Genomic DNA, 22,696 nt, shown 5'->3' on the forward strand with positions numbered 1-22,696 from the left:
TTCAGATAGCTCGGGTGTCTTGTAAAACAAATTATTTTCGCTGTGACGATAAAAAAATTTGATTAAGCTTTATATAATGCAGAGTGTACTATCGACCCTTTAATTAACTCCTTTCACTGGTTGAGAACGTTTGTGGATACAGAATTACTCAGAACATTTCTCGAAGTATCGAAAACCCGCCATTTCGGGCGAGCGGCAGATAACTTGTTTTTAACTCAGTCTGCGGTCAGCTTCCGCGTTCGTCAGTTGGAATCTCAAATTGGTAATGAACTGTTTTCAAGGCAGCGCGGTAATGTTCACCTCACCGCTGCTGGCGAGCGTCTTCAACCTTATGCTGAGGCAATCTTGCAGACCTGGGGGCGGGCTAAACAGGATGTGGCGTTATCTGAAACCCTGAACACTCAGGTCACCATCGGTGCATCACCAATGTTCTGGGAGTTTGATGGTATCTCTGACTGGATTAACCGTATCTATGCCACCGTTGAAGGCTTGGCATTACGATTAGAATCTGTGCCGAGAAAGAGTATGGCGAAACAGATCCTGGATAAAAGTATCGATGTCTCCATTACCAGTGAGCCGCCACGTATTGAGAATCTGCAGGTAACACAAGTTCGTGATTTTCAGTTGCAATTGGTTACCAAAGATCCGGATTGCACAATGGAGAACGTTAACTCATATCCACTGGTTTACCTTGACTGGGGTACTCGTTTTTCTATGGAACACGGTCGTATCAGTGAGTTACAGAAAACGCCGGTGATGCACACACACTCTAGCCGGATGGCATTGGAGTATCTGCTGAATAACCGTGCTGTTGGTTACTTGCCATCGCCGGTTGTGGCGCAAAGTGTTGAAGACGGTACTTTGTATACCGTACCCGGAGCGCCGGTGATGGAGCAGTCGCTCTATCTGGTATGGCGTGAAGACAGTGACAAAGAAGGGCTGCTTGAAGCCATGCGGGCAGTTCCTTTCAATACTGTGATCGAAAGCGTTTAATCAATTTCCTTGCTCGTCAGCAGTAAAAAAACTTGTTGTACATCGCTGGGCTTTTTCTCGTACCCTCCGCTTTGTAGGAGGGTAGATACAAGCCCGATGAAAATCACAAATTCCTTATTTTCTATGATGGTGCTGGCACTCTTTGGGTCGGGACCTGCGTTGTTTAGCATTTTTGTAATACACGACTATTATTATTCAGTAAATCTCGGTAATGATGTGTGGCTTGTTACTACCATCGTTGCAAGTGTTCAATTAATCAGTAGCATTTTTTTACTCTGGAGTTATTTCAGGAAACGCACATGGCTAAGTTAGATCAAAAATTCAGCAAGGGATCGCGTTCTAAACGTAAATTTGAATTTGAAGATGATCTTCGCGAATTTAATCAGCACTCAAGGAAGAAAAAGCGCCGGATAGCAAAACAACGTGATGAATTTCCAGAGTATTACGACGATTCATATTGATTCAGGTCGTCAACTGGTAAATCTTTCAGCTCTGAATCTGAGTTGACAGATTCAAACTGACTATAGTGAAACCGGAGTAGCTGACTCCGGTTTTTTTATAAACGGTATTAAGGAGCTTGGTAGGATATTGAGTGTGATGGCATTTTGACCATTGGGTGCAGATAAACGCCCCGCTGGGTAGTTGTGATCAATATTTCTTATCTGGTTTGGGGTATACTGCCCGCAGTTAACTTGAGAAAGCAAGAGTAGTTACATGCTGGATAATCTGAGTATACCTGAAGGTATTGAGAAAGAGCCGGAGCTGCCGGTACCATCGATCGAAGAGCAAAAGCGTATTGTTGCTGAGCTTAAGCGTCTGGAAGAGGCTGGTGAACTGACACCTGAGATTCTGGAAGCGTTTATGACCGGCAAGGAAACGTTGGAGCAAAACGATCAATAATTCCATTGTGGAATTTGAATTTAGAAACGGCGCCTTCAATCAGGCGCCGTTTTTTATTGCCTGCTGTATTTAACAATATTCTCATTTTCATCAAGTTTCAGTTTTTTTTTTATACAAAATCCATAACCATCACATCTCTAAACAAAAAAGTGTCAAATACCTGTATTGTGTTTGTCATGAATTTGGCACCCGGAGCATTCATTTTGCAGTGAAAAGCGGTTGGATTTAGAAGAGGAAATGTGATGAAAATATTGTTTGATACTAAAGGCAGGAATAATCGCTTTAAAGTCGTCAAAAAGAATCAGCATTATTATCTATATGAAAGAAAATTTGGCTTTTTCTGGTTAAGTGACGGCAATACTTATGAGTCGAAGCAGGATGCCACACATGCCATACCATTCTGACTGACGTTTTCTCTTTTCCTTGTTGATATATTCAAGAAAGCTCCCTCAGACATCGATATGTCAGGGGGAGCTTTCTAGTTTGTTTAGTTCGAAGCTGCGGGTTAACCCATCACAGGTTGTTGGTTTTGTGCTGGTTTATTGGCTGCGAACAGGAAAACAATCAAAAGTACGCAAGGTGTCAGCCAGCTCAGATGGTGCTGGTAAAGCGGCATCCATTGTTGCAGGAAGCTGTCTGTTGCAGTATTGAACATATTCAGTACAGAAAATGTGTCTAGTGCACCAAAGATAAAGGCGGTAAATACCAAGTATTTCAGCTTCTGGTTTTTAGTCAGAGACAAAGATGCTGCCAATACCAATGCGATTGATACAGGGCACAGCATCAGGATCAGCGGCAGACTCAGAGTGATTAGCTGCTCAAGACCGATGTTAGAGACAATAGCCGTCAGAACCGTAACGATTGTTGCGGCTTTGGCAAAAGGGAAGTTGTATGTTTTTCTGAAGAACTCGGCGTTAGCATTTGTCAAACCGATAACCGTGGTCAGGCAGGCCGTCAGGGTAATTGCTGCCAGCAGGATTTGCCCAATTGGTCCCAGAATTGCCGCAGCATACAGTGTCAGGATTTGACCACCATTCGTCGCATCAGCGGCAATCGCTGAAGAACTGGCACCCAGATAGCCCATCGTCAGATAGCAAGATGACATCAACACCATGTAAATTGCAGCGACAATGTAGCTGTAATGGCTGATTAGGGCTTTTTCTTTCACTCCCTTATCCTGAATGGCTTTGATAATTACCCAGCCGAATGCCACTGCAGCGATTGCATCCAGCGTCATGTAGCCTTCAATTAAACCATTAACCAGCGGGGTTTCACGGTAGCTTTCTGTTGCTAGGCCAGTTGTACCCTGAGGGTTAAACATGGCTGTGATAACCAGTACACCCAGCATAATAATCAGAGCAGGTGTCATGAACTTACCAATAATATCGACAATTTTACCCGGCTTGATCGCAAGCATCAGGCTTAAGGCACAAAAGCATATAGAAAAAGGCAACAGGTAGTTTTCAGTAGTAAAAGGTTTAATGCCCATTTCGTAAGCAACAGTTACCGCGCGCGGAAGAACAAATGCCGGACCAAGGGTGGCAAAAACCGTCAGCCAGAAAGAGCGCGCAAGCCATTTGGGAAGGGCATCAGTCAGCGCATTCACAGTCGATAGACGACCAAGCACAATGATAGTCATCGCTGGCAATCCAACGGCAGAAATCAGAAAACCTGCCATTGCATTCAGCCAGTTATCTCCGGCTTGTTGAGCCATCATTGGCGGGAAAATGAGGTTACCTGCACCCAGGAACAGCGCAAAGGTCGTAAAGCCAATGGCTGTGATATCAGTTTTTTTCAATGGAACCACCTTCAACTTTGTAATCAGCAGGGTGGTGAAATAGAGAGGGGGAGACTCTGTTTCCGCCAGCCATGCTGACGAAAACAAAGCCGTCAGCGTCAGGAAACGACGACGACGACAGAGACAAGTGTGTAAGCGCCACAAGTTATCGCTTGTGGACAATCGAACTGATTTTCAGTGATTGGGTATCGCATATTACACACCAGGAATTAATCTATTGCGTATTAACATAATGTTAGGAAGATTGGCTGTAAAGCATTATTTCTTTCTAAACTGAAATAAACATCCAGTGAAAAGCTCCATGGATAATTCGTTTTGTCTTTAAGTTTTTGATATTTAGGTAAATTGAATGCGGGGTGAAACACAGGCCTGACCAAAATTTGAAGGTCAGACCTTATTAATTGCTGATGATTTAACCGGTTAGTAAGGTGTTTAATTCATTCAGTGAAGAGACTTGATAGTTTGGTTTTATACCTTCCGGCACTTCATGCCCATGATGGTTTAACCAGCAAGTATGAATACCTGCATTCATTCCGCCCAAAATGTCGGAGTGGGGATTATCGCCGACCATCAGCACTTCTTCTTTGTCTGGCTCTCCCATTTCGGAAAACGCGTAGTCAAATATCCCGCGATCTGGTTTGGCTATGCCAACCTGTTCTGAGATGATCAGGGTGGAGAAAAAGTCCTGAAAACCGGTTCGCTCCAGTCGGATTTGTTGAAGGTCGGTAAAGCCGTTGGTAATGATACCTAGTTGAGCTTTATGTTTTAGGCTGTCTAACAGTTCTTTCGCGCCGGGTAGCGGGGCACAAATATCTGCCATTGCGGTCAGAAATGCGCTGTTAAGTGTCTGAGTTGTGACTTCAAGCTTTTCAGCCCAGGATTCAAAACGAATGTTTTGCAATTCTTCCGCATTAATCACGCCATTTTGGTAATCATCCCACAGGGGCTTGTTTACTTTCTGATACTCAATAAAATCTTGCCGGGTAAAATCGATACCAAAGCGAGAAAACATGATATTCAGTCCTTTGAATGCATCAAAATGAAACAGCGTTTCATCAGCATCAAAGAGGATCCATTTATATTTCATTCGTTATCATCCGTTATCAAATCTATCTCTTATTTTTGAGCCGGCACATTCTATCTTTGTTGCTCACTTTAAAGCTAGTGATTTGTTTGAATACCTAATTAGTCTAATTTTGTTGAACTATTGTTAAATTAACTATACTTGGGAGTATGTCTTTGCAGGCATACCGTTATTCCGGAATTCGAAATTATTTTATTTGTTGTTTAGACGCAAAGGAGTGACAGTGAATGATTGATGAAATAAAGTTTTATGAGCCTCAGGATAGCTACGGTTTTTTATCAAACTTTGCCCCGGCACCAATAACATTGAGTGATGTGGTATGGCCTACCAGCGAACATTACTATCATGCACAGAAGTTTGTTGATCCAGCAATTCAGCAGCAGATCTTCAATGCGGAAACTCCGGACGAGGCGTTTAACTTAAGTCGTCAATATGCGGACCAGGTTAAGGATGATTGGATGGAAGTCCGCGAGGCTGTTATGCGTTATATTGTTTTCGAGAAATTCCGCCAAAACCCTCGTTTGGCGCATTTGTTGGTTAGTACCGGCGACCGAGTTTTGACGGAACATTCGCATAAGGATGCGTTCTGGGGAGATGGTGGTGATGGGAGTGGCCGCAATACACTCGGTAAAATTTTGATGGAAGTGAGAAACTACTTCTCAAATAAGGAACCATACAACCTGGTGCATTTTGTTGAGAGCGCTAAGTTGCCAACCCAGTGGGGAACATTCCAGATGTATGGCTTTGTAGAGCAGGCGACAGGTAAAGAGCATCTTGCGCTGGTATATGGTGATTTGGATCCGGATACACCACCACTGATCCGCCTTCATTCTGAATGCCTGACCGGTGATGCTTTATTCAGTGCACGATGTGACTGTGGATTCCAGTTGTCGCGTGCGATGGAGAATATCGTCAATGCAGGCAGTGGTGTGTTGTTTTATTTGCGCCAGGAAGGTAGGGGGATCGGATTGATTAATAAGATCCGCGCTTATCATTTGCAGGATCAGGGAGCCGATACTGTAGAGGCCAATGAACGACTTGGTTTTGCTGCGGATATGCGTGATTATTCTTTTTGTCGCGGAATGCTGAGTTTCCTTAATATTAAGTCTGTTAATTTAATGACGAATAATCCTCGAAAGGTCCGGGCAATAGAGAGTGCCGGAATTAAGATAGAAAAACGGGTTCCGCTACAAGAAGGGAATAATCCTCATAATGAAAACTACCTGAAAACTAAAGCCGCTAAATTGGGCCATATGTTTGATAAAGAATTTATAAAATAAATACAGTAGTTATATTTTGTTATAAAAACAGCCATCGAGTCTGATGGCTGTTTTTAAATTGATTTATGTCTTAATAGTGGCTGATAATTTGATCAAGTTTTCCGGTCGATTTCAGGTCTTTGAGGCGTTTATTTATAAAATTTTGAATTTTACTATCCATCTTCGGATCAAAAGCTAAGTAAATAGGATAGTCAGGAATGACTGAACTGAAATTTTGAATATCAAAATCCGCTAAGGTTTCGTTTTGTTTGGTTAGGTTATATTTAACACGGGAAGCCATCTCTACAAAAGTGGTATCACCCGGCAGCTTTTTAATTACTCGAAACGCGGCGTTGTAGTCTTTTACCCGCAGTTCTTCAACCTGACCTGAATTGAAATAAGGCATCAGTTGAGGATAGTCGAAACCATGTAATACAACGACGACTTTATCAGTCAGATCATCCATCGACTTAAACTCAAAGGGATCTTTATGGCTGCTGACAAGTACATGCCTGACATTATAGATTGGAAGATCTGACAGGTTTTCTGCCTGCACACCTCCCCAGTCTGGGCTGCCATAAGTAACCCAGTTGGGTTTGCCTCCTGCCTCAAGTAAGGAAATCATACGGTTGAAAGGATAAGTATGATAGTCCATCTCATATTTGCTGTCTTTGAATATGGCTTTGACAATGTCTGTAACAATACCGCTGTGTGTACCGTTAGCGTTTTCTATCTGAAATGGTTCGGCTTGTTTGGCTATCACGTAATAGTTGATGGTGTCGGCGCTTACACTAAAGCTTGAGCAAGCTAACGTTAATGCTGATGCAATCGGAAAAAATTTATTCATTTTGTATCCTTACCTTAACTATCTTGTTCAAAACGCTATTATTATATTAGTTGAGTATGCATCAGATGCGAGTTTAGGGATGAACAAAACGTATCAGCAAGAAAAGCCAATGCGTAAACTGGGGATAGCAAAACAACTTTTAATTTCAATTTTGTTAATTAGTACCCTGTTTACTATATTTACGACTTGCCTGAACCTCTATCTTGATTATAAGGAAGAGTTGGCAAGTATTGATGATCGTTTTGTACAGATAGAAGAAAGTTTTCTTTCAAGTCTGGTATCGACCCTTTGGGTTGAAGATCGTGAGCAACTCATGATGCAGGCGGAAGGGATCATGCATTTTCCCGCCATCCATTATCTGGAAATTAAAGACGACAATGGCATTATTTTGCAGCTCGGTGCTGAATTGCCTAAATATATGCACGAGAAATCGTGGGATATGGTTTATAAAACAACCAGTCGAGAATATAAACTGGCAACACTGACTGTTCAGTCAGATCTTTATGTTGTTTATCAGGGATTGTGGGATAAATTCCTGATTTTGTTGCTAAGTCAGGCGGTAGAGATATTTGTTATTGCTGTTGTTATCACCCTTATAACATATCGCCTGATCGTTCACCCCCTTACTCTGATGTCCCGGTCTGTCAGTGAGTTTGATGACAATAAAGTTCCAAAGACCGTTTATCTCGATGAACGCTGGTTTGATGATGAATTCATCACTTTATCTCAACGTTATAACCAGTCTGTCTGCCAAATCAGGGAAAATTACATTCAGCTTGAAGAAGCTCGCGAGATTGCAGAAGAGGCAAACCGTAAGAAAAGTGAATTCCTTGCGAACATGAGCCATGAAATTCGAACACCGATGAATGGCATTATCGGTTTGTCATCTTTGATGAAAGAGATGGAGATGCCAGCAGATCAGAAGGAGTATATCAGTATGCTCCATACCTCATCCTTGTCATTGTTAGATCTGATCAATGATATTCTGGACTTTTCTAAGATCGAAGCCGGTAGGTTGGAACTCGAACATACAGCTCTGAACCTGTTTGAGTTGAACAAAGAAGTCGAATCTGTGTTCATGGTTCGCGCTGCAGAAAAGCGGCTGGCATTTCAGTGCTCTATTGATCGTAGTATCACGCCGATGTTGCTGGGGGATGCAACTAAACTCCGTCAGGTACTGAATAATTTGGTTAGTAATGCAATTAAGTTTACTGACCAAGGTTATGTTCACTTGCAAATCCAGCGTGAAAATGAATCGCCGGAATCAGTAACAGTCAGGTTTGTGGTCAGTGATACTGGAATAGGGGTCCCGGCCGATAAACATGACGCTATTTTTGATAAGTTTCAGCAGGCCGATGGTAGCACTACCCGAAAATATGGCGGAACGGGTCTTGGTTTGGCGATCTGTCGTGAGATTGTTCGCATGATGGGCGGAGAACTTAAGATTAGCAGTGATACTGGTAAGGGCAGTTTGTTTTATTTTTCGGTGACATTAGAAAAGAATGTGTTACCTGAAGCCGAGGAAAATGACAGAAAGCTGTTGTCAGAGCTTAATGTACTGTTGGTTGATGACAGCATGTTGAATATGCGGATCACATCTGCTCAGCTGAGTAATTACGGAGCCAAGTCGACTTGTTGTGAGGATGCCGTTAAAGCCGCTGAATTGGTTATGGATGCCCTGAACCGCAAGCAACCGTTTGATTTGATTGTGCTGGATAAAATAATGCCAGAGATAGACGGTTTTGACCTGGCTCAGCAACTAAGAGTCCGGTTTGCTGAACAATGCCCGAAAATGATGATGGTATCGGCTGGTCCTGAAATGGGGGATGAAGAAAAAGCCAAGCAGGCTGGGATTGGCTCTTATCTGGCAAGGCCATATAAAGAGAGCAGCCTGAAGTGGGCCGTGCAGCATGTACTCAGGGCTTCTTTGTCGAAAGCCAATATCGACTGCAATGAACATGTCTCGGGCGCTCAGTCTGTAAGCGGTGATTATCCGGCACCGTCGACAGAGACGATTAGACAAGCTTCGCAGCCACAGCAAATGCCACAACAAAGCAGGGCAGCAGAACTTGAGAGTAATCAACAAGTAGGTACAGCTACTGGTAGCGAAGAGCCTCTGCCTGTTGTTCTGGTTGTCGAGGATACGGCCGTTAACCAGAAAGTGGCCAAAATGATGCTGGAAAAGCTGGGTGTTCGGGTTGAAATTGCAAATAACGGGGCAGAGGCAATATCACGATTCCGTGAGCAGTCGTTTGATGTCATCTTTATGGATTGTCAAATGCCTGTAATGGATGGCTTTGCAGCCACAAAAGCGATTAGAACAGAGGAAACTGAAGGGCATCGGATTCCAATTATCGCGTTGACCGCTAATGTTGTTAAAGAAGAAAAAGAAAAATGTTTTGCGGCGGGGATGGATGACTTTGTGTCTAAGCCAGTGAGTCAGAAAATGCTGGCCGTTATGCTGGAAAAATATTTGTCGGCGACGGCGGAAAAACTCAATGAGTACCTTGCTTTTCAGCGGGATTAAGAGAGTTCAGAAAACAGGCAGGAATGTATGTAAGTGTCACTCCTGCTGATTTCCCTGTAAGCACGATTTGCCTCAGTGTTTGTACAGATCAACAACCACCGTCAGTGTGTCGTTGAAGGTGTTTTCAGACAGATCCTGGATTACGTAATAGTCAGATTTTTTATTCTTGATTGAGCGATTGATCAGGCGGTGGAAATTGTCGTCGATATCGCCGTTAATGGTAATCGTTTCAACAAGCTTATATTTACCATTCTGTAGTTTTGATGGTGAAATCTCTTTCGGTAATGCAAAAGCATTTGCTGAAAGGGCAAGAATCAGAGTTGTGAATATAGCGCGTTTAAACATGGAGTGACCTTTCAAGTCTTTTTCAATCAGGGATTATTATCTGTTATTGATACTTTGCCACAGCTGTAAATCCTTTTGTCAAACTACAGTTAAAATACAGCTCGTAGTTGCGAGCATGATCAAAACAGCCCTTAAAAATGGTTTTCATACAGTTTTTCCAAGGCAACAGACAAACCATTTTCCGTCACAATTCGGATATGTGATTTATTAAGCTCTCTGACGTTGGTTAGTCCGCAGGAGTGCGCAATCAGGCCGATACCATAATGGATATACTTGTTGTAGTTAGCAACACGTTGCGTTTTATCTTCAACATTCAGCCCTTGTTGTAGTCGTTTGTTGTGGGTCGTTATACCTGTCGGGCACGTGTCTTTATTACACTGAAGTGCCTGGATACAACCGAGAGCAAACATATAGCCACGAGCCGAAACAACAAAATCGGCACCTAAAGCAATAGCCCATGCTACTTTGGATGGGGTGATAAGCTTGCCCGAGGCGATAATTTTGATTCTGTCTTTGAGTTGCCTTTCTTCGAGCATACTAGCGACCATTGGTAGGCTTTCCTTAAGGGGAAGACCAACATAATCCATCAATGGTTGGGGGGCTGCACCGGTTCCGCCGTCAGCGCTGTCTATGGTAATGAAATCCGGAGCACTCTCGGCCCCTCTGCGCTCTATTTCAAGCAGCAATTGCTCAAACCAATTCATCGAACCAAATACCGCTTTAAAACCAACAGGTTTGCCAGTGACCTCTCGAATAAAGGCAATCCTATCGAGCAGGTCACTTACAGTGCGGATATCTTTATGTCCGTTTGGGCTGATGGAATCCTGACCTTGCGGAATCCCCCTTATTTGCGCTACTTCTGCGGTCACTTTTTTACCGGGCAGAATGCCGCCTTTGCCAGGTTTGGCCCCTTGACTGATTTTTATCTCAAACATTTTTACTGCCGGGTGGGCGGCGACGGCTTTGAGTTTTTCTTCGCTTAAGTTGCCGGACTCATTCCTGACGCCATACTTTGCAGTGCCAATCTGAAAAACAATGTCTGCTTTACCTTCCAGATGATAAGAGCTTAGCCCGCCTTCACCTGTATTCATCCAACATCCAGCCTGTGATGCACCTTTTGAAAGTGCCCTGACTGCCGGTTTGGAAATCGCCCCATAACTCATGCCGGAGATGTTAAATATGGAGCTGGTGGTGTAAGGGTGGCGGCACTGGGCACCAATAGTTATTGGTGCCGGGCTGACAGCATCTTCCGCAAGGGTTGGAAAAGCACAGTTCATGAACATGATGGTGCCGGTGGGATCCAGACTGCGGCTGGAACCAAAAGCGATAGTCCGGTCGACATTTTTAGCGGCTTTATAGACCCAGCTGCGCTCAGCTCGGTTAAAGGGCATTTCTTCACGATCCATGGCGAAAAAGTATTGGCGAAAGAATTCCCCCTGTTTCTCGAACAGATAACGAAAACGGCCAATGATTGGGTAATTATGGCGGATTGCTTGTTTATGCTGCGAGACATCTACAATGTACATGTAGATCAAAAACAGTACGCCGAGGCCAACCAGTAAGATAAACAGGCCTGATAAAAGGTCGATACTGACCAGAATAAAATCACCCATACTCCCCCTGCTTTTGTTATTTGGCTGATTGGTAATTTGGGGCTACCTGACAAAATAGTCCGCCACCGCAGAATATGAAAAAAATCAAGCCATAATAATATAGACCACCGTCTGAAAATTGATGGTCGCTGTAGGTGTTAGTGCTCACTTTGATTAATAACGAGAAAGAACCAGGGTAGGGCTTATGAGCAAAAAGCATCATCATCTAATAGCTATGGACATGGGGATAGATACACATCAGGAGCCGGTTGTTTACATGAGAAACGACTGTCATATCTGTCGTGCGGAAGGATTTACTGCTAACTCAAGAGTGACGATTGAACTCAGGGGAAGGCAGCTGATTGCGACGTTAAACGTTGTTGAGCAGTATGTTTTACCGCGAAACCATATCGGCTTTTCCAAGGTTGCGGCCGAGCGGCTGGGTATTGCATATGGCGACAGTATTCGGGTCAAACACGGACCGGTTCTTTTATCGCTTAGTGCTTTGCGCAAGAAAATATATGGTAATGAGCTGAATGAAGCGGAAATCCGTTCGATCATCGTTGATATCAGCACTCATCGTTACAGTGATATTGAAATAGCAAGTTTTCTTAGCGCCTGTGCCGGACACCGGCTAAGCGCTGAGGAGATTATTTTTTTAACTAGGGCCATGGTGAATTGTGGTGAAAAGCTCAGCTGGCAGGGGCATGAGAAGGTATTTGATAAGCACTGTATTGGCGGTTTGCCAGGCAACAGGACAACACCTCTGGTTGTGGCCATTGTGAGTGCGGCCGGTCTGATTATTCCTAAAACGTCTTCTCGTTCCATCACCTCTCCGGCGGGCACTGCCGATGCGATGGAAACCCTTACCCGCATAGAACTGGGACTGGATGAAATACAAAAGGTTATATCCCATACGGGAGCCTGTCTTGTCTGGGGGGGGGCGGTGAATTTAAGTCCAGTTGATGAAGTTTTGATCAGGGTTGAACGAGCCCTGGATTTGGATGGTGAAGGTCAGCTTATTGCTTCGGTTTTGTCGAAGAAAATAGCGGCAGGTTCAACGCATGTACTGATTGATATACCTGTAGGTGAAACGGCAAAAATTAGAACTCAGGCCGATGCGGAAAGGCTGGCTGCTTTGTTTACTGAAGTGGGTTCTGCGCTGGGGTTAGCTGTGCGCTGTGTAATTAGTGATGGAACTAAACCAGTCGGCAGTGGCATAGGACCGGCTGAAGAAATGCGTGATGTATTGGCTGTTCTACAAAACAAGCGATCTGCGCCAAAGGATTTACGTCAGCGTGCTTTGTTTTTGGCCGCACAGTTACTGGATTTTGCTCGTGGTAAAGGCATTGATGAAGCACTGAGCCTGGCAACGTCACTCCTTAGCAGTGGTAGGGCATGGCAGCAATTTCAGCACATCATTGACGTTCAGGGGGAACGAAAAGAGCTGCCGATGGCGAAGCATCAGGATATTCAGTACGCCCTGCAGAGCGGTATTGTCTACGATATAGATAATCGGCGATTGTCCCGGCTGGCTAAACTTGCCGGAGCTCCAGGAGAAGCCTGTGCAGGATTGAGATTACACGTCAACGTCGGCAATAAGGTGGAACAGGGGCAGCCATTATTTACTTTATTTACGGCCAGCCTAGGAGAGCGGGATTATGCCTTGTCCTATTACCGGGATAATTTCGATATGTTTGAAATAGGAGACTGATGATGAGTGAAACATCAACGGAAGCGGTCTTGTTTGCGCTTGAACCACACTCGCTTTTTTACAGTTTATGTAAGAAGTTGGCATTAAACCCTGGATTTCATAGCTTTCGCCGGTTTCCGGATAACGAGTCTTATCTGCGTATCGAGGCATCGGTAAAAGATAAGCATTGTATTATTCTTGCTGACTTATCCCATCCTGACAGCAAATGTCTGCACTTGTTATTTTTAGCAGAAACGCTTCGTGAGCTAGGGGCGGTTTCTGTCGGACTGGTAGCTCCCTATTTATGCTATCTCCGTCAAGATAAGCGTTTTGTGGCCGGAGAAGCTGTAACCTCACGGATCTTTGCCAGTTTACTGTCGCAGCATGTCGACTGGCTGGTAACCGTTGATCCGCACTTGCACCGCTATCACTCTTTAAATGAGGTGTATTCGATTCCTTGCCGGGTTGTACATGGCGGCTCGTTGCTGGCGACATGGCTGGCAACACAGCAGAATATCTTATTAGTCGGGCCTGATGCTGAAAGTGAGCAATGGGTAGCTCAGGTTTCAGAGCTGAGCGGTCACCCCTATGTTATTGGTGAAAAACAACGACTGGGAGATAGAGAGGTTGTTGTGACTTTGCCGGATTTGGATGCTCATCAGGGTTGTTCGGTTGTCATTATTGATGATGTGATATCCAGCGGACATACGCTGATTCAATGTATTGAGGCATTGCAAAAGCAGCAGTTTGATGATGTTTCTTGTGCTGCAATTCATGGCATTTTTGTCGGTGAGGCTGAAGAACGCCTTCAGGAGAGAGGGATTAGGAAGTTGGTAACGACTAACTCGATTCCTCATCACACAAATGAGATGGATTTGAGTGAGTCGTTGGTGGTTCCCATTTCTGAAAGTCTTGATGAGATAGATGAGCTAAGGAAAAAATAATGCCCTTACCATTATGGAAGATACATGCAGTCCAGCAAAAAATAAGTCAGATGAAGGAAGGCCCACAGAGATTGTGGGCCTTGTTTATATTTAGCTTTCTGTTTCTAGACTGCTTATTTTCTCAGCGCCTCGAAGCATCGCGTGGATCAGTTCATTAGCTTCAAATTTGGTCAGGGCTTCATGAGCACCAACTTGATGAGCCTGAGATACACTGATTTCACTGGAAAGTGAGGTATGCAGGATAATGTAAGCATGATTTAACTTATCGCTATTTTGAACTTCGAATGCCAGCTCGTAACCGTCCAGCCCTGGCATTTCAATGTCACTGACTAGAATATCAAAAGGTTCCCCCGCATCGGCTGCGTGCTCAAGCATTGTCAGGGCATCACGTCCATTGGTGGCTATAAAGTAAGGGATACTGATGCTGTCCAGTGCCTGTGACAGCTGACGGCGGGCAACGGCTGAGTCATCGACCAGTAATATTTTTAAGGGTCTTAGAATCTCGCGCTGGATGTCTGTCAGTACCGGATGCAGGCTGTCAGGTTTATCCGGGTAGACTTTTGATAGCAGCAGTTCAACATCAAGTAATTGTACTTGTTTTTCTTCTACATTCATTACCCCTGTCACGAAGACATTTTTGCCAAGGCTACTTGGTGGGGCATCAATTTTGTGCCAGTCACACTCAGTAATCTTATCAATGCCACGAACTAGGAAACCAACCAGCATTCGGCGGCAGTCTGTGATGATGATGTAGCAGTCTTTTAGCTCTTCTTTACTTAGAGGTGGATAACCGACCGCCTTGGCCATATCTATAACTGGAAGCGTATCACCACGTAAAGTCGCGGCTCCCAGAACTGTAGGGTGAGAATGGGGTATAGCAGTAAGGCGTGTATAAGGAACAATTTCTTTTACTTTCAGTGTACCGATAGCAAATGTTTGTAACGGTGTTAGCCGAAAAAGCAGCATACCCTGAGATTGATTCGTCGCGGATTTGATCATTTTCAATCCCTGTTTGCGCATTATGTAGGATTCAGAACTTTACCCTACATAGTAGCTGTTTGAACGGTTAATAGGAAACAGACTTAATGAATTTTAAGAGATTTATTGATCTGAGTTGGATGTTTTTTGTGTTATTTCGTTCGTTGGGTCATTGCGTTTATTTTATCTTCAAAACTCCTATTTGTTGAAGTCACGCTTAATTTTTAAAGTAAAAAGATCTATTTGTTAATTTGTATTTTTTATGCCTGACGGGGATTGATTTCGAACTGGATCGGAAAATTGCCGTCTCATGTTACCACTTGGTTACATTTTTACTTGAAGTGTTATTAAAAAGCCTCATTATTTTTCGCTAAACAAAAAAAGATAGGTGATACTAATTTTGCGCTTATTGTAAAGGCTTTCAGAATACCCAGTTCGCAGATATCAAGAAGCTGTTTGGATGATATAACTGGCAATCTTATAAAGCCATATTCGATAAGCAGACATAGGTAACTACAAAAAGTAGTACCAGTGGATTTGATAAACGATACGTGGAGTTAGACATGCGAAAGGGACTGAACCTAAGCAAAATTGCAGGCGCAGTAGCCGCTACAGTATTAATGGCTGGAATTTCAGGTACAGCAGTAGCTGCACCAACTCATGATAAGAATGTGATTGGTTATATTACTCAGTGGGAGGCATGGAAGGGCCCTAATGAAGGTTTTACCGCTAAAGGGGAAGCTAACCACCTGAACGTAAATATGGATATCTACTCTATCCTTAACTTTTCTTTCTTCGGTGTTGCAAAGGATGGTTCACTGCATAGTGGTGACCTGAGGAACAAAAATATTTATCAGCCTAATGCTGTTCAGGAACCTGGTCCTTTGTTGCATCCGGACATTTATTCCAGTTGGGACCTTCATATTCTTTGGGGTGAATTGGAATATGTACACCAATTCCCTACGAATGAGCCATGGAACCAAGAACAGTACCTGAAAGTTAAAGAGCAAGGTTTTGTACCACATGGTAATGGCTGGTTACATGAGCCAACAGGTATCACAGGACAGTTCCCTATTCCTCTGAAAAAAGCTGGTGGTGCACCGGGGCTTATTGATCTTGCACACTCAAAAGGCGTGAAAGTAATGGCGTCTCTGGGTGGTTGGAGTATGTCGAAGCACTTCCCTGAAATGGCAGCAGATCCGGTTAAGAAAGCGCGTTTCATGGCGGATCTCGACAAGCTGATGGCCTTGGGTTTCGATGGTATTGATATTGACTGGGAATATCCAGGCACTGGTGGTATGAACTTCAAGGGTAACCCTGAAGATTACGCTAATTTTGAGCAATTGATGGAAGATATCCGTAAGAAGATTGGACCGAACAAGCTTCTTACTGCGGCATTCTCTGCTTCGACTGCAAAATTGGAAGGATTTAACTGGTCTCGCTTGTCTACCAGTATGGATTACTTCAACATGATGACTTACGATCTCAATGGTGGTTGGTCTAATGTTGCTGGCCACAACGCGCCGCTATATCCATACCCAGAAGAAGAATATGCCGGTTTGAATCTGGATCATCTGCGCAACTGGATGGCAGCAAAAGGTATTCCTTCCAATAAGATTAACTTCGGTGCGGCGTTCTATGGCCGTGGTGTCCAGACAACAGAAGCACAGGCTTATGTTGGTGCACCAACGGATAAACGCACAGTGAACTTTAGCGTGGATGGTCCGACAGAGTCAGCGGTTGACTTGGACAATTGGAAAGTATTTGAAGGCCAGCCTAACTATAACTACATCGTTAAAACTCCGGGCTGGGAACATAAATGGGATGCGAACGCAGAAGTCCCATATGCTGTTAAAGGTAAGTACTTCCTGAGCTATGATGATGTTCCGTCTATCGAGAAAAAAGCCCAGTACATTGTCGATAATAACCTTGGTGGTGTGATTGTATGGCAGGTTCACGGCGATATTAAATGTGAAGGTTCAATTGTCAGCCGAGGCCGTATGCTAAAAGAGTGTACTAAATTAAGTTCACCACTGGCTGAAGCGATTGATCGTGTATTCACTACCGGTGGTGGTACAGCTCCTAATCATGCGCCAGTTCTGACTGTACCTGCCGCTCAGTCGGCTCAGCCAGGGCAGGCTATAAGCTTCACTGTTTCTGCAACTGATGCTGATGCTGGTGATAAGTTGTCCTTTAGCGTTACAAATGCAACTGTTGTTGATAACGGTGATGGCAGTGCAACGGTAACTTATAAAGCGCCAAACACTACTACAAGCCTGAAAGAAGTCGTGACCATTACGGTAACCGACGGCAGTAAGAGTGTGACAAAAGATGTTGTTGTAAATGTGGATGTTGCCGGCACTGGTGAAACTACTTGGGATGCAGGTAAGGTTTATGTTGGTGGTGATATTGTTGTTTACAACGGTGTGAAATATAAGGCTAAGTGGTGGACAAAAGGTGATAAGCCTGGACAAAGTGATGTTTGGCAAAAAATCTGATTCCCTGCTTAACTTTGAATAGCAGTTTACAGCCCTGATTTTTCAGGGCTGTTTTTGTTTAAAGCTTTAGAAAGGGAGGGGCACATAGCAAATGGAATATGCTTTGTCAGCCGGGTGAAATGGGAAGAATTCTGATATAACACACGTGATTGTAATAGTTATTAATTATCCTGAACTATATAAACCAGCTTAAGCATAGGAAAATACCCATGTAAGCACTATAGTTAATAAGGTAGTTGGTTATTTGGATACTTTCTGAGGTGGGCGAATATGGAACTACGTAATAAATCAGGAGAAATAGCTAAACTTGCGGATAACCTGACCATAAAAGAGATCGTGGAAATGGGTTTCTCATTAGATATCTGTGACGAAAGTTATGATCCTAATGAACATTGGACAGTGACTGGTAAGACTCCTAAGGGTAAAGAAGAAAAAGATTACCCATCAAGCTGAGATTAAGTGGTACAGTTTCTAGAGCAGGAGCCGGCAATGACCGGCTTTTGTTTTGGCAACTTCAACACGGTCTTAGCTTATATGTGATTGAAATTTAAGCGCTTGGCTGAGGATTTTGTGAGTTGCATCACATTCGAGAAAACAGTACTTTATTTTGCTGTCGGATATGACATTATGAACTTATTCGATGCACATCACGTTAGTTTTTAACTGACGCATCCAGAAAGCGGGCATCGTATAATGGCTATTACCTCAGCCTTCCAAGCTGATGATGCGGGTTCGATTCCCGCTGCCCGCTCCAAGAATTCTTCGCGAAAAGCCCACACTCAGGTGTGGGCTTTTTTGTATGCAGAGAAAAATAAAGTAACGAGATTGCTTAACTTGAAACAATACAATCTACTTTATTGTTATTGAGCTATCATTCGAAATCTGAATCTAATAACTTAGTCCAGATATAATCTGACAGTTACCAAAAGATAAATGGGTAACTGTTAGCTCAAATCTGGACTAATACATTTCAATAATAAATATTAAAAGTTAATTATTCAGGATAAAGGTTTCAATTACCTGAGCCACACCATCATCATCGTTAGTAGCCGTGATGTGGTCAGCAAGCGCTTTGGTATCGTCGGTTGCGTTACCCATCGCTACGCCAAGACCTGCGTATTTCAGCATGTGGTGATCATTACCGGCATCACCCATGCAGATCACTTCGCTGGCATCAATGTTCAGATGTTCGGCCAGTTTTGCAACACCTGCACCTTTGTTGCTGTTAGGGTTCATTAGCTCAAGGAAGAATGGTGCACTTTGTACAATGGTGTACTGCTCATAAAGCGAAGCCGGAAGTTTTTCAATGGCTGCGGATAGAATTTCCGGATCAGCAACCATCATCACTTTGATGATTTCTTCATTGCAGTCCAGTTCTGCGAAGTCGATTTCAGTTACCGGAACACCGTTAATGGTTGACTCGTGTTGAGTGTAGGTGTTGTTCTCTGGCGTGATCAGGCCGCGCGTCGGAGAGAAAGCGTGTACATAAGCACCTAAATCACGCCCCAGGCTGGCGATATTTTTTGCATCACTACCCAGCATGATTTGTCTGTGAATGATTTCTTTGCTTTCAACTCGCTGTACTAGTGAAGCATTGTAGCTCAGTGCGTAATCTTCATTGCTGGTCATGCCCAGTTCAGAGAGATAATTTGTAAGACCTTCTAGAGGACGTCCTGAAGCCAGTACGACCTGAACACCTTTTTCTCGTGCCTGTTTGATTGCCTGCTTGGTACGTTCAGAAATTTCTTTCTGCGAGTTTAGCAGGGTGCCATCCATATCAAGTGCAACCAGTTTGTACATGTTGTGTATCCGCATCCATAAAATTTTAGAACGCGCATAATACTCAATTTTTGTGACCAGCTCGACATCGAATAATGACGAAACTGTGATCATCTGTGGTTGATTTGATTTCAGATAAAAAAGCAGCTCGTGAAGAGCTGCTAAATAGGAGGGAGTGGCGGATAAAAGTAGTAACTTGAATTCGGGATAAGAATCCTGTGAACTAAAAGTTTGTTCAGTGAGCAACTTTTTCGACGTAAGAAGGACTAATCACAATTAGAAAATAGTGAAAGACCTGTTGGATTAATGCTGGCAAATTACTAATAAAGCTGGTATTCATTTTAGTCTGTTAGAGTGAATAAATATGTAGAGTGAGAGCCTGAGCAGTGAATACAAGGAAAGGTAATATCAACTCCGTTGCGATCGTCGGCGGAACCCATGGTAATGAATTCAGTGGCATCTACCTGTTGCGTAAATGGCAGCAATTACCAGATGCTATTTCCCGTTCATCTTTTTCTGTAGAGACCGTATTTGCCAACCCGAAAGCCTTTGATGAGAACAAACGCTACCTGGATTGTGACCTGAACCGTCAGTTCGGCTTTGAAGATCTTAACAATACAGAACTGGCGAATTACGAGCAGAGCCGAGCTAAAGCGATCAACTACCAGCTTGGCCCGAAAGGTGATGCTAAAACAGACTTTATCATCGATTTGCATAACACCACCAGTAACATGGGACCGTCACTTATTCTGCTACAAAGTGATGCTTTCAACCGTAAAATGGCCGCTTATGTTAAATCTAAAATGCCGGATGCTGTGGTTGTATTGGAAGATCAGGTTTCAGTTGAAGAGCATTATTTCCTCAGTTCGATTTCAGCACAGGGTGTGATTGTTGAAGTAGGCCCTCAGCCACAGTCAGTGATCCGTCAGGATGTTCTTGATTGGATGGAAGAAATGACGGGGCATATTCTGGACTATATCGATCTGCACAATACGGATAAATTGCCTGAACTACCGAAAAGTTTTGAGGCCTTTAAATACATCGAAACTTTGAAGTTACCGGAAGATGAACAGGGAGAGCGAATCGGTATGGTTCACCGCAATGTACAGGATGCCGATTTCAAACCGTTGTGTCCGGGGAACCCGATTTTTACTCTGTTTGATGGAAGCGTTATCTGTTGGGAAGGCGACTATGAAGCCTATCCGCACTTCATCAATGAAGCGGCTTACTATGATAATAACCTCGCAATGTCACTTGCTAAAAAGGTGACAGTTGAAGTTTAAAATTGAGTGATTTTTCGTGAAATTCAAAATAGCGCCGGAGTGAAAATTCCGGCGCTATTTTATATCGGTCAGAATAAAGTTCGTCAGCGAATTTACTTCTCGCTTGAGGTTTCTGATCTTCATTGAGATAAATCCAGGTGACGCTGTTTGATGAAATTCACGATCCATTGAGTAACAGTTAAGTGATCGGTTTTGCTATCCAGTGAAGCTTGTGCTGAATCGCGCTCCTGTTCACTGAATCGGTTCTTCAAGCATTGAATGAGATCATACGTGTATGCTGGGGTGAATTCCGGGTGCCCCTGAATACCGAGAAAATGATCGCCGACCTGAATCATCGCATAGGGGCAGTATTCGCTGCTGGCCAGCACAAGCGTCTCTGGTGGCAGTTCTGCTATCTGATCATTGTGGCTGACTATCAGGGAATACGTTTCCACATCATCAGTTATCCAGCTATGACGGCGGGTTTCCTCTTGATTGAGTGCCACGGATTTAACACCAATAGCCCATCCGTTAAATGAAGGATAAACTTCCCCACCAAGTGATCTGGCGATCATCTGATGACCAAAGCAAATCCCGATATAAGGAATTTGCTGGTGATAGAGCTGGTGGATGAATGCTTCGAAAACACCTATCCACCTTGCTGCATCATTCACACTATAGCGACTGCCAGAAGTGATATAGGCATCGCATTCATCTAAAGTCTCCGGGTACTGGCCATCAATGACGCGGTAGAAATTGAGCAGCATAGTCGGATCAACCGGCTTGAACAGCTCGTTGAACATTTGCGGATAGTTGCCATGCTTTTCTTGTAACTCGGGTCGTACGTCGTCACATAGCAGAACACCCAAAACCATATTCACTCCACCTCATTGATAAATGAGTGTCCCTTTGACGGCATTAGTAAATATCTCTGCATACTGCTCTGCTGTGAAATGGATCGGATTACTCGCCGCAGAAGGGTCTGATGCTGCGATTTCACCAATTCGTTCAGCCTCTTTGCTGTCGATATCGATGGCTGCAAGTGTGTGAGGAATATTCAGTTCGGTTCGCAGTGAGAGTAACCAGGCCATAACCGCATGAAAATCCGGTCTTGGCAGAGCAAGGTATCGTCCCATCCGGATCATTTTTTCATTGATATGGTCTTTATTGGCAGAAAGGACATACGGCAACAAAATGGCATTAAGCAGGCCGTGATGTTTATCGTAAATTGCTCCCAGGGTGTGGGATAGGGCATGTGTAGCGCCAACGCCTTTTTGAAATGCTGTTGCGGCCATACAGGCAGCAATCTGCATCTCGAAGCGGGCATTCAGATTCTGGCCTTCCATGTAGGCGACAGGCAGGTAATGCGAAATTATCCGCATAGACTCCAGGGCTATGGCATCGGACATCGGGTGGAATGTGTGAGTACAGAGTGCTTCCAGACTATGTGACAGTGCATCCATCCCTGTGGCGGCAGTCAGCTCCGGCGGAAGATCTAAGGTTAATATCGGGTCCAGCAGTACCAGTTTCGGCATCATTTTGGGGTGATAAATGATTTTTTTCTTATGCTCTAATTCATCTTTGATTATCGATGCCCGACCTACTTCTGAGCCTGTTCCTGCGGTTGTCGGAATGGCAATGACAGGGGCTATTTGTTCCGGATCTGCTTTCTGCCAGTTTTCATCTTGGTGAACAAAATCCCATAGTGGAAATGCCTGCCTGGCAACCAACGCGACCGCTTTAGCTACGTCGATGCTGGAGCCGCCGCCTAAGGCGATAATGCCGTCATGCCTGCCATCGACGAAGTGTTTGATCCCGGCTTCAACATTGGCCCCGGTAGGGTTGCTTTGGATATGGCTGAATAATTCAACCGGTAAGTCGGCTTCGCAGCATCCCGAAATAATATTTCGCACCATCTTAGTTTCGGCCAGCTCATGATCTGTGATTAGCAGCGGGCGATGGATACCGGTATTCCGGCAATAGTCGGCAAGTTTGTTGGTGCAGCCTTCTCTGGCGATGATTTCTGTCGGGTAATGCCAGTGTCCATAGGTCATGGTGGCGACTCCTAAAGGTTTTCGCTGAACTATCTTCTGGATTGAATCAGCAGTCGTTCAACTTTCGTATAGGGCAAGGCATGAATCGCGCCAGTTGCATGGAAACTCATGCCCTAACACATGGTTTTACAGGTGACTGATAT

19 protein-coding genes and 1 tRNA gene are annotated in these 22,696 nt (G+C 44.0%); 11 read left to right on the plus strand and 9 right to left on the minus strand.

Going from position 1 to position 22,696, the window contains the following annotated elements:
• Window positions 1-132: 132 nt before the first annotated feature.
• From hdfR to C942_RS18235, 3 genes are all read left to right on the plus strand, one after another.
• Window positions 133-993: an HTH-type transcriptional regulator HdfR gene (gene hdfR, locus C942_RS18230; RefSeq protein WP_007468486.1), complete on the plus strand. Its 861-nt coding sequence runs from the start codon at window positions 133-135 to the stop codon at window positions 991-993.
• Window positions 994-1,292: 299 nt separating this feature from the next.
• Window positions 1,293-1,454 (plus strand): hypothetical protein, encoded by a 162-nt coding sequence (locus C942_RS25370; protein ID WP_007468489.1) that lies wholly within the window; start codon window positions 1,293-1,295, stop codon window positions 1,452-1,454.
• Window positions 1,455-1,707: 253 nt separating this feature from the next.
• The gene (locus tag C942_RS18235; RefSeq protein ID WP_007468491.1) at window positions 1,708-1,893 is read left to right on the plus strand and encodes a restriction endonuclease subunit S domain-containing protein; all 186 of its coding nucleotides are present in this window, start codon (window positions 1,708-1,710) and stop codon (window positions 1,891-1,893) included.
• Window positions 1,894-2,398: 505 nt separating this feature from the next.
• Here the strand turns inward: C942_RS18235 and brnQ are convergent.
• Together brnQ and yjjG are read right to left on the minus strand one after the other, a co-directional pair.
• Window positions 2,399-3,691: a branched-chain amino acid transport system II carrier protein gene (brnQ, locus tag C942_RS18240; RefSeq protein WP_036801049.1), complete on the minus strand. Its 1,293-nt coding sequence runs from the start codon at window positions 3,689-3,691 to the stop codon at window positions 2,399-2,401.
• 412 nt (window positions 3,692-4,103) lie between these two features.
• Window positions 4,104-4,778 carry a pyrimidine 5'-nucleotidase gene (gene yjjG, locus C942_RS18245; RefSeq protein ID WP_007468497.1) on the minus strand — a complete coding sequence of 225 codons (675 nt, stop codon included), beginning with the start codon at window positions 4,776-4,778 and terminating at the stop codon, window positions 4,104-4,106.
• A gap of 224 nt (window positions 4,779-5,002) precedes the next feature.
• On the opposite strand from yjjG, the gene ribA reads away from it, so the two are divergent.
• The gene (gene ribA / locus C942_RS24810) at window positions 5,003-6,055 is read left to right on the plus strand and encodes a GTP cyclohydrolase II (protein WP_007468499.1); all 1,053 of its coding nucleotides are present in this window, start codon (window positions 5,003-5,005) and stop codon (window positions 6,053-6,055) included.
• Between the two features lie 70 nt (window positions 6,056-6,125).
• On the opposite strand, the gene C942_RS18255 is transcribed toward ribA, so the two are convergent.
• Window positions 6,126-6,881, minus strand: a complete 756-nt coding sequence (locus tag C942_RS18255; RefSeq protein ID WP_007468501.1) for a substrate-binding periplasmic protein — start codon at window positions 6,879-6,881, stop codon at window positions 6,126-6,128.
• Window positions 6,882-6,960: 79 nt separating this feature from the next.
• Between C942_RS18255 and C942_RS18260 the strand changes: the two genes are divergently transcribed.
• A complete protein-coding gene (locus tag C942_RS18260; RefSeq protein WP_007468503.1) occupies window positions 6,961-9,408 on the plus strand; it encodes a hybrid sensor histidine kinase/response regulator in 2,448 nt (815 codons plus the stop codon).
• Window positions 9,409-9,480: 72 nt separating this feature from the next.
• Here the strand turns inward: C942_RS18260 and C942_RS18265 are convergent, their stop codons facing one another.
• Both C942_RS18265 and C942_RS18270 read right to left on the minus strand, forming a co-directional pair.
• Complete coding sequence (locus C942_RS18265) at window positions 9,481-9,753, minus strand: DUF1471 domain-containing protein (protein WP_007468505.1); 273 nt, start codon at window positions 9,751-9,753, stop codon at window positions 9,481-9,483.
• A gap of 131 nt (window positions 9,754-9,884) precedes the next feature.
• The gene (locus tag C942_RS18270) at window positions 9,885-11,366 is read right to left on the minus strand and encodes an FMN-binding glutamate synthase family protein (protein WP_007468507.1); all 1,482 of its coding nucleotides are present in this window, start codon (window positions 11,364-11,366) and stop codon (window positions 9,885-9,887) included.
• Between the two features lie 184 nt (window positions 11,367-11,550).
• On the opposite strand from C942_RS18270, the gene C942_RS18275 reads away from it, so the two are divergent.
• Both C942_RS18275 and C942_RS18280 read left to right on the plus strand, forming a co-directional pair.
• A complete protein-coding gene (locus C942_RS18275) occupies window positions 11,551-13,059 on the plus strand; it encodes a thymidine phosphorylase family protein (RefSeq protein ID WP_036801052.1) in 1,509 nt (502 codons plus the stop codon).
• A complete protein-coding gene (locus C942_RS18280) occupies window positions 13,059-13,982 on the plus strand; it encodes a ribose-phosphate diphosphokinase (RefSeq protein WP_007468511.1) in 924 nt (307 codons plus the stop codon). Before C942_RS18275 ends, C942_RS18280 begins: the two co-directional genes overlap by 1 nt.
• Before the next feature lie 90 nt (window positions 13,983-14,072).
• Here the strand turns inward: C942_RS18280 and C942_RS18285 are convergent, their stop codons facing one another.
• The gene (locus C942_RS18285) at window positions 14,073-14,981 is read right to left on the minus strand and encodes a chemotaxis protein (RefSeq protein ID WP_007468513.1); all 909 of its coding nucleotides are present in this window, start codon (window positions 14,979-14,981) and stop codon (window positions 14,073-14,075) included.
• Window positions 14,982-15,523: 542 nt separating this feature from the next.
• On the opposite strand from C942_RS18285, the gene C942_RS18290 reads away from it, so the two are divergent.
• From C942_RS18290 to C942_RS18300, 3 genes are all read left to right on the plus strand, one after another.
• A complete protein-coding gene (locus tag C942_RS18290) occupies window positions 15,524-17,458 on the plus strand; it encodes a glycosyl hydrolase family 18 protein (RefSeq protein WP_007468515.1) in 1,935 nt (644 codons plus the stop codon).
• Between the two features lie 270 nt (window positions 17,459-17,728).
• Window positions 17,729-17,911, plus strand: a complete 183-nt coding sequence (locus C942_RS18295) for a hypothetical protein (RefSeq protein WP_007468517.1) — start codon at window positions 17,729-17,731, stop codon at window positions 17,909-17,911.
• A gap of 226 nt (window positions 17,912-18,137) precedes the next feature.
• Window positions 18,138-18,212: transfer RNA gene (locus C942_RS18300), tRNA-Gly, on the plus strand.
• Window positions 18,213-18,448: 236 nt separating this feature from the next.
• Here the strand turns inward: C942_RS18300 and yidA are convergent.
• The gene (gene yidA, locus C942_RS18305) at window positions 18,449-19,258 is read right to left on the minus strand and encodes a sugar-phosphatase (protein ID WP_007468519.1); all 810 of its coding nucleotides are present in this window, start codon (window positions 19,256-19,258) and stop codon (window positions 18,449-18,451) included.
• A 365-nt stretch (window positions 19,259-19,623) separates the two neighbouring features.
• Here yidA and C942_RS18310 point away from each other — a divergent pair, with 365 nt between their 5' ends.
• Window positions 19,624-20,520 carry an aspartoacylase gene (locus C942_RS18310; protein ID WP_007468521.1) on the plus strand — a complete coding sequence of 299 codons (897 nt, stop codon included), beginning with the start codon at window positions 19,624-19,626 and terminating at the stop codon, window positions 20,518-20,520.
• Window positions 20,521-20,639: 119 nt separating this feature from the next.
• On the opposite strand, the gene C942_RS18315 is transcribed toward C942_RS18310, so the two are convergent.
• Both C942_RS18315 and C942_RS18320 read right to left on the minus strand, forming a co-directional pair.
• Window positions 20,640-21,374: a type 1 glutamine amidotransferase gene (locus tag C942_RS18315; protein WP_007468524.1), complete on the minus strand. Its 735-nt coding sequence runs from the start codon at window positions 21,372-21,374 to the stop codon at window positions 20,640-20,642.
• 12 nt (window positions 21,375-21,386) lie between these two features.
• Complete coding sequence (locus C942_RS18320) at window positions 21,387-22,553, minus strand: iron-containing alcohol dehydrogenase (RefSeq protein ID WP_007468527.1); 1,167 nt, start codon at window positions 22,551-22,553, stop codon at window positions 21,387-21,389.
• Between the last annotated feature and the right edge of the window lie 143 nt (window positions 22,554-22,696).

The sequence above is a fragment of the Photobacterium marinum genome, assembly GCF_000331515.1.
GTDB classification, from domain to species: domain Bacteria; phylum Pseudomonadota; class Gammaproteobacteria; order Enterobacterales; family Vibrionaceae; genus Photobacterium; species Photobacterium marinum.

Excerpts from the sequence above, each read along its gene's own strand:
- C942_RS18280 (WP_007468511.1), top strand. The coding sequence starts at position 13,059 with ATGATGAGTGAAACATCAACGGAAGCGGTCTTGTTTGCGCTTGAACCA.
- C942_RS18285 (WP_007468513.1), bottom strand. The coding sequence starts at position 14,981 with ATGATCAAATCCGCGACGAATCAATCTCAGGGTATGCTGCTTTTTCGG.
- C942_RS25370 (WP_007468489.1), top strand. The coding sequence starts at position 1,293 with ATGGCTAAGTTAGATCAAAAATTCAGCAAGGGATCGCGTTCTAAACGT.
- ribA (WP_007468499.1), top strand. The coding sequence starts at position 5,003 with ATGATTGATGAAATAAAGTTTTATGAGCCTCAGGATAGCTACGGTTTT.
- C942_RS18320 (WP_007468527.1), bottom strand. The coding sequence starts at position 22,553 with ATGACCTATGGACACTGGCATTACCCGACAGAAATCATCGCCAGAGAA.
- C942_RS18255 (WP_007468501.1), bottom strand. The coding sequence starts at position 6,881 with ATGAATAAATTTTTTCCGATTGCATCAGCATTAACGTTAGCTTGCTCA.
- C942_RS18290 (WP_007468515.1), top strand. The coding sequence starts at position 15,524 with ATGCGAAAGGGACTGAACCTAAGCAAAATTGCAGGCGCAGTAGCCGCT.
- C942_RS18295 (WP_007468517.1), top strand. The coding sequence starts at position 17,729 with ATGGAACTACGTAATAAATCAGGAGAAATAGCTAAACTTGCGGATAAC.
- C942_RS18265 (WP_007468505.1), bottom strand. The coding sequence starts at position 9,753 with ATGTTTAAACGCGCTATATTCACAACTCTGATTCTTGCCCTTTCAGCA.
- C942_RS18260 (WP_007468503.1), top strand. The coding sequence starts at position 6,961 with ATGAACAAAACGTATCAGCAAGAAAAGCCAATGCGTAAACTGGGGATA.
- C942_RS18275 (WP_036801052.1), top strand. The coding sequence starts at position 11,551 with ATGAGCAAAAAGCATCATCATCTAATAGCTATGGACATGGGGATAGAT.
- C942_RS18235 (WP_007468491.1), top strand. The coding sequence starts at position 1,708 with ATGCTGGATAATCTGAGTATACCTGAAGGTATTGAGAAAGAGCCGGAG.
- C942_RS18270 (WP_007468507.1), bottom strand. The coding sequence starts at position 11,366 with ATGGGTGATTTTATTCTGGTCAGTATCGACCTTTTATCAGGCCTGTTT.
- yjjG (WP_007468497.1), bottom strand. The coding sequence starts at position 4,778 with ATGAAATATAAATGGATCCTCTTTGATGCTGATGAAACGCTGTTTCAT.
- yidA (WP_007468519.1), bottom strand. The coding sequence starts at position 19,258 with ATGTACAAACTGGTTGCACTTGATATGGATGGCACCCTGCTAAACTCG.
- C942_RS18315 (WP_007468524.1), bottom strand. The coding sequence starts at position 21,374 with ATGGTTTTGGGTGTTCTGCTATGTGACGACGTACGACCCGAGTTACAA.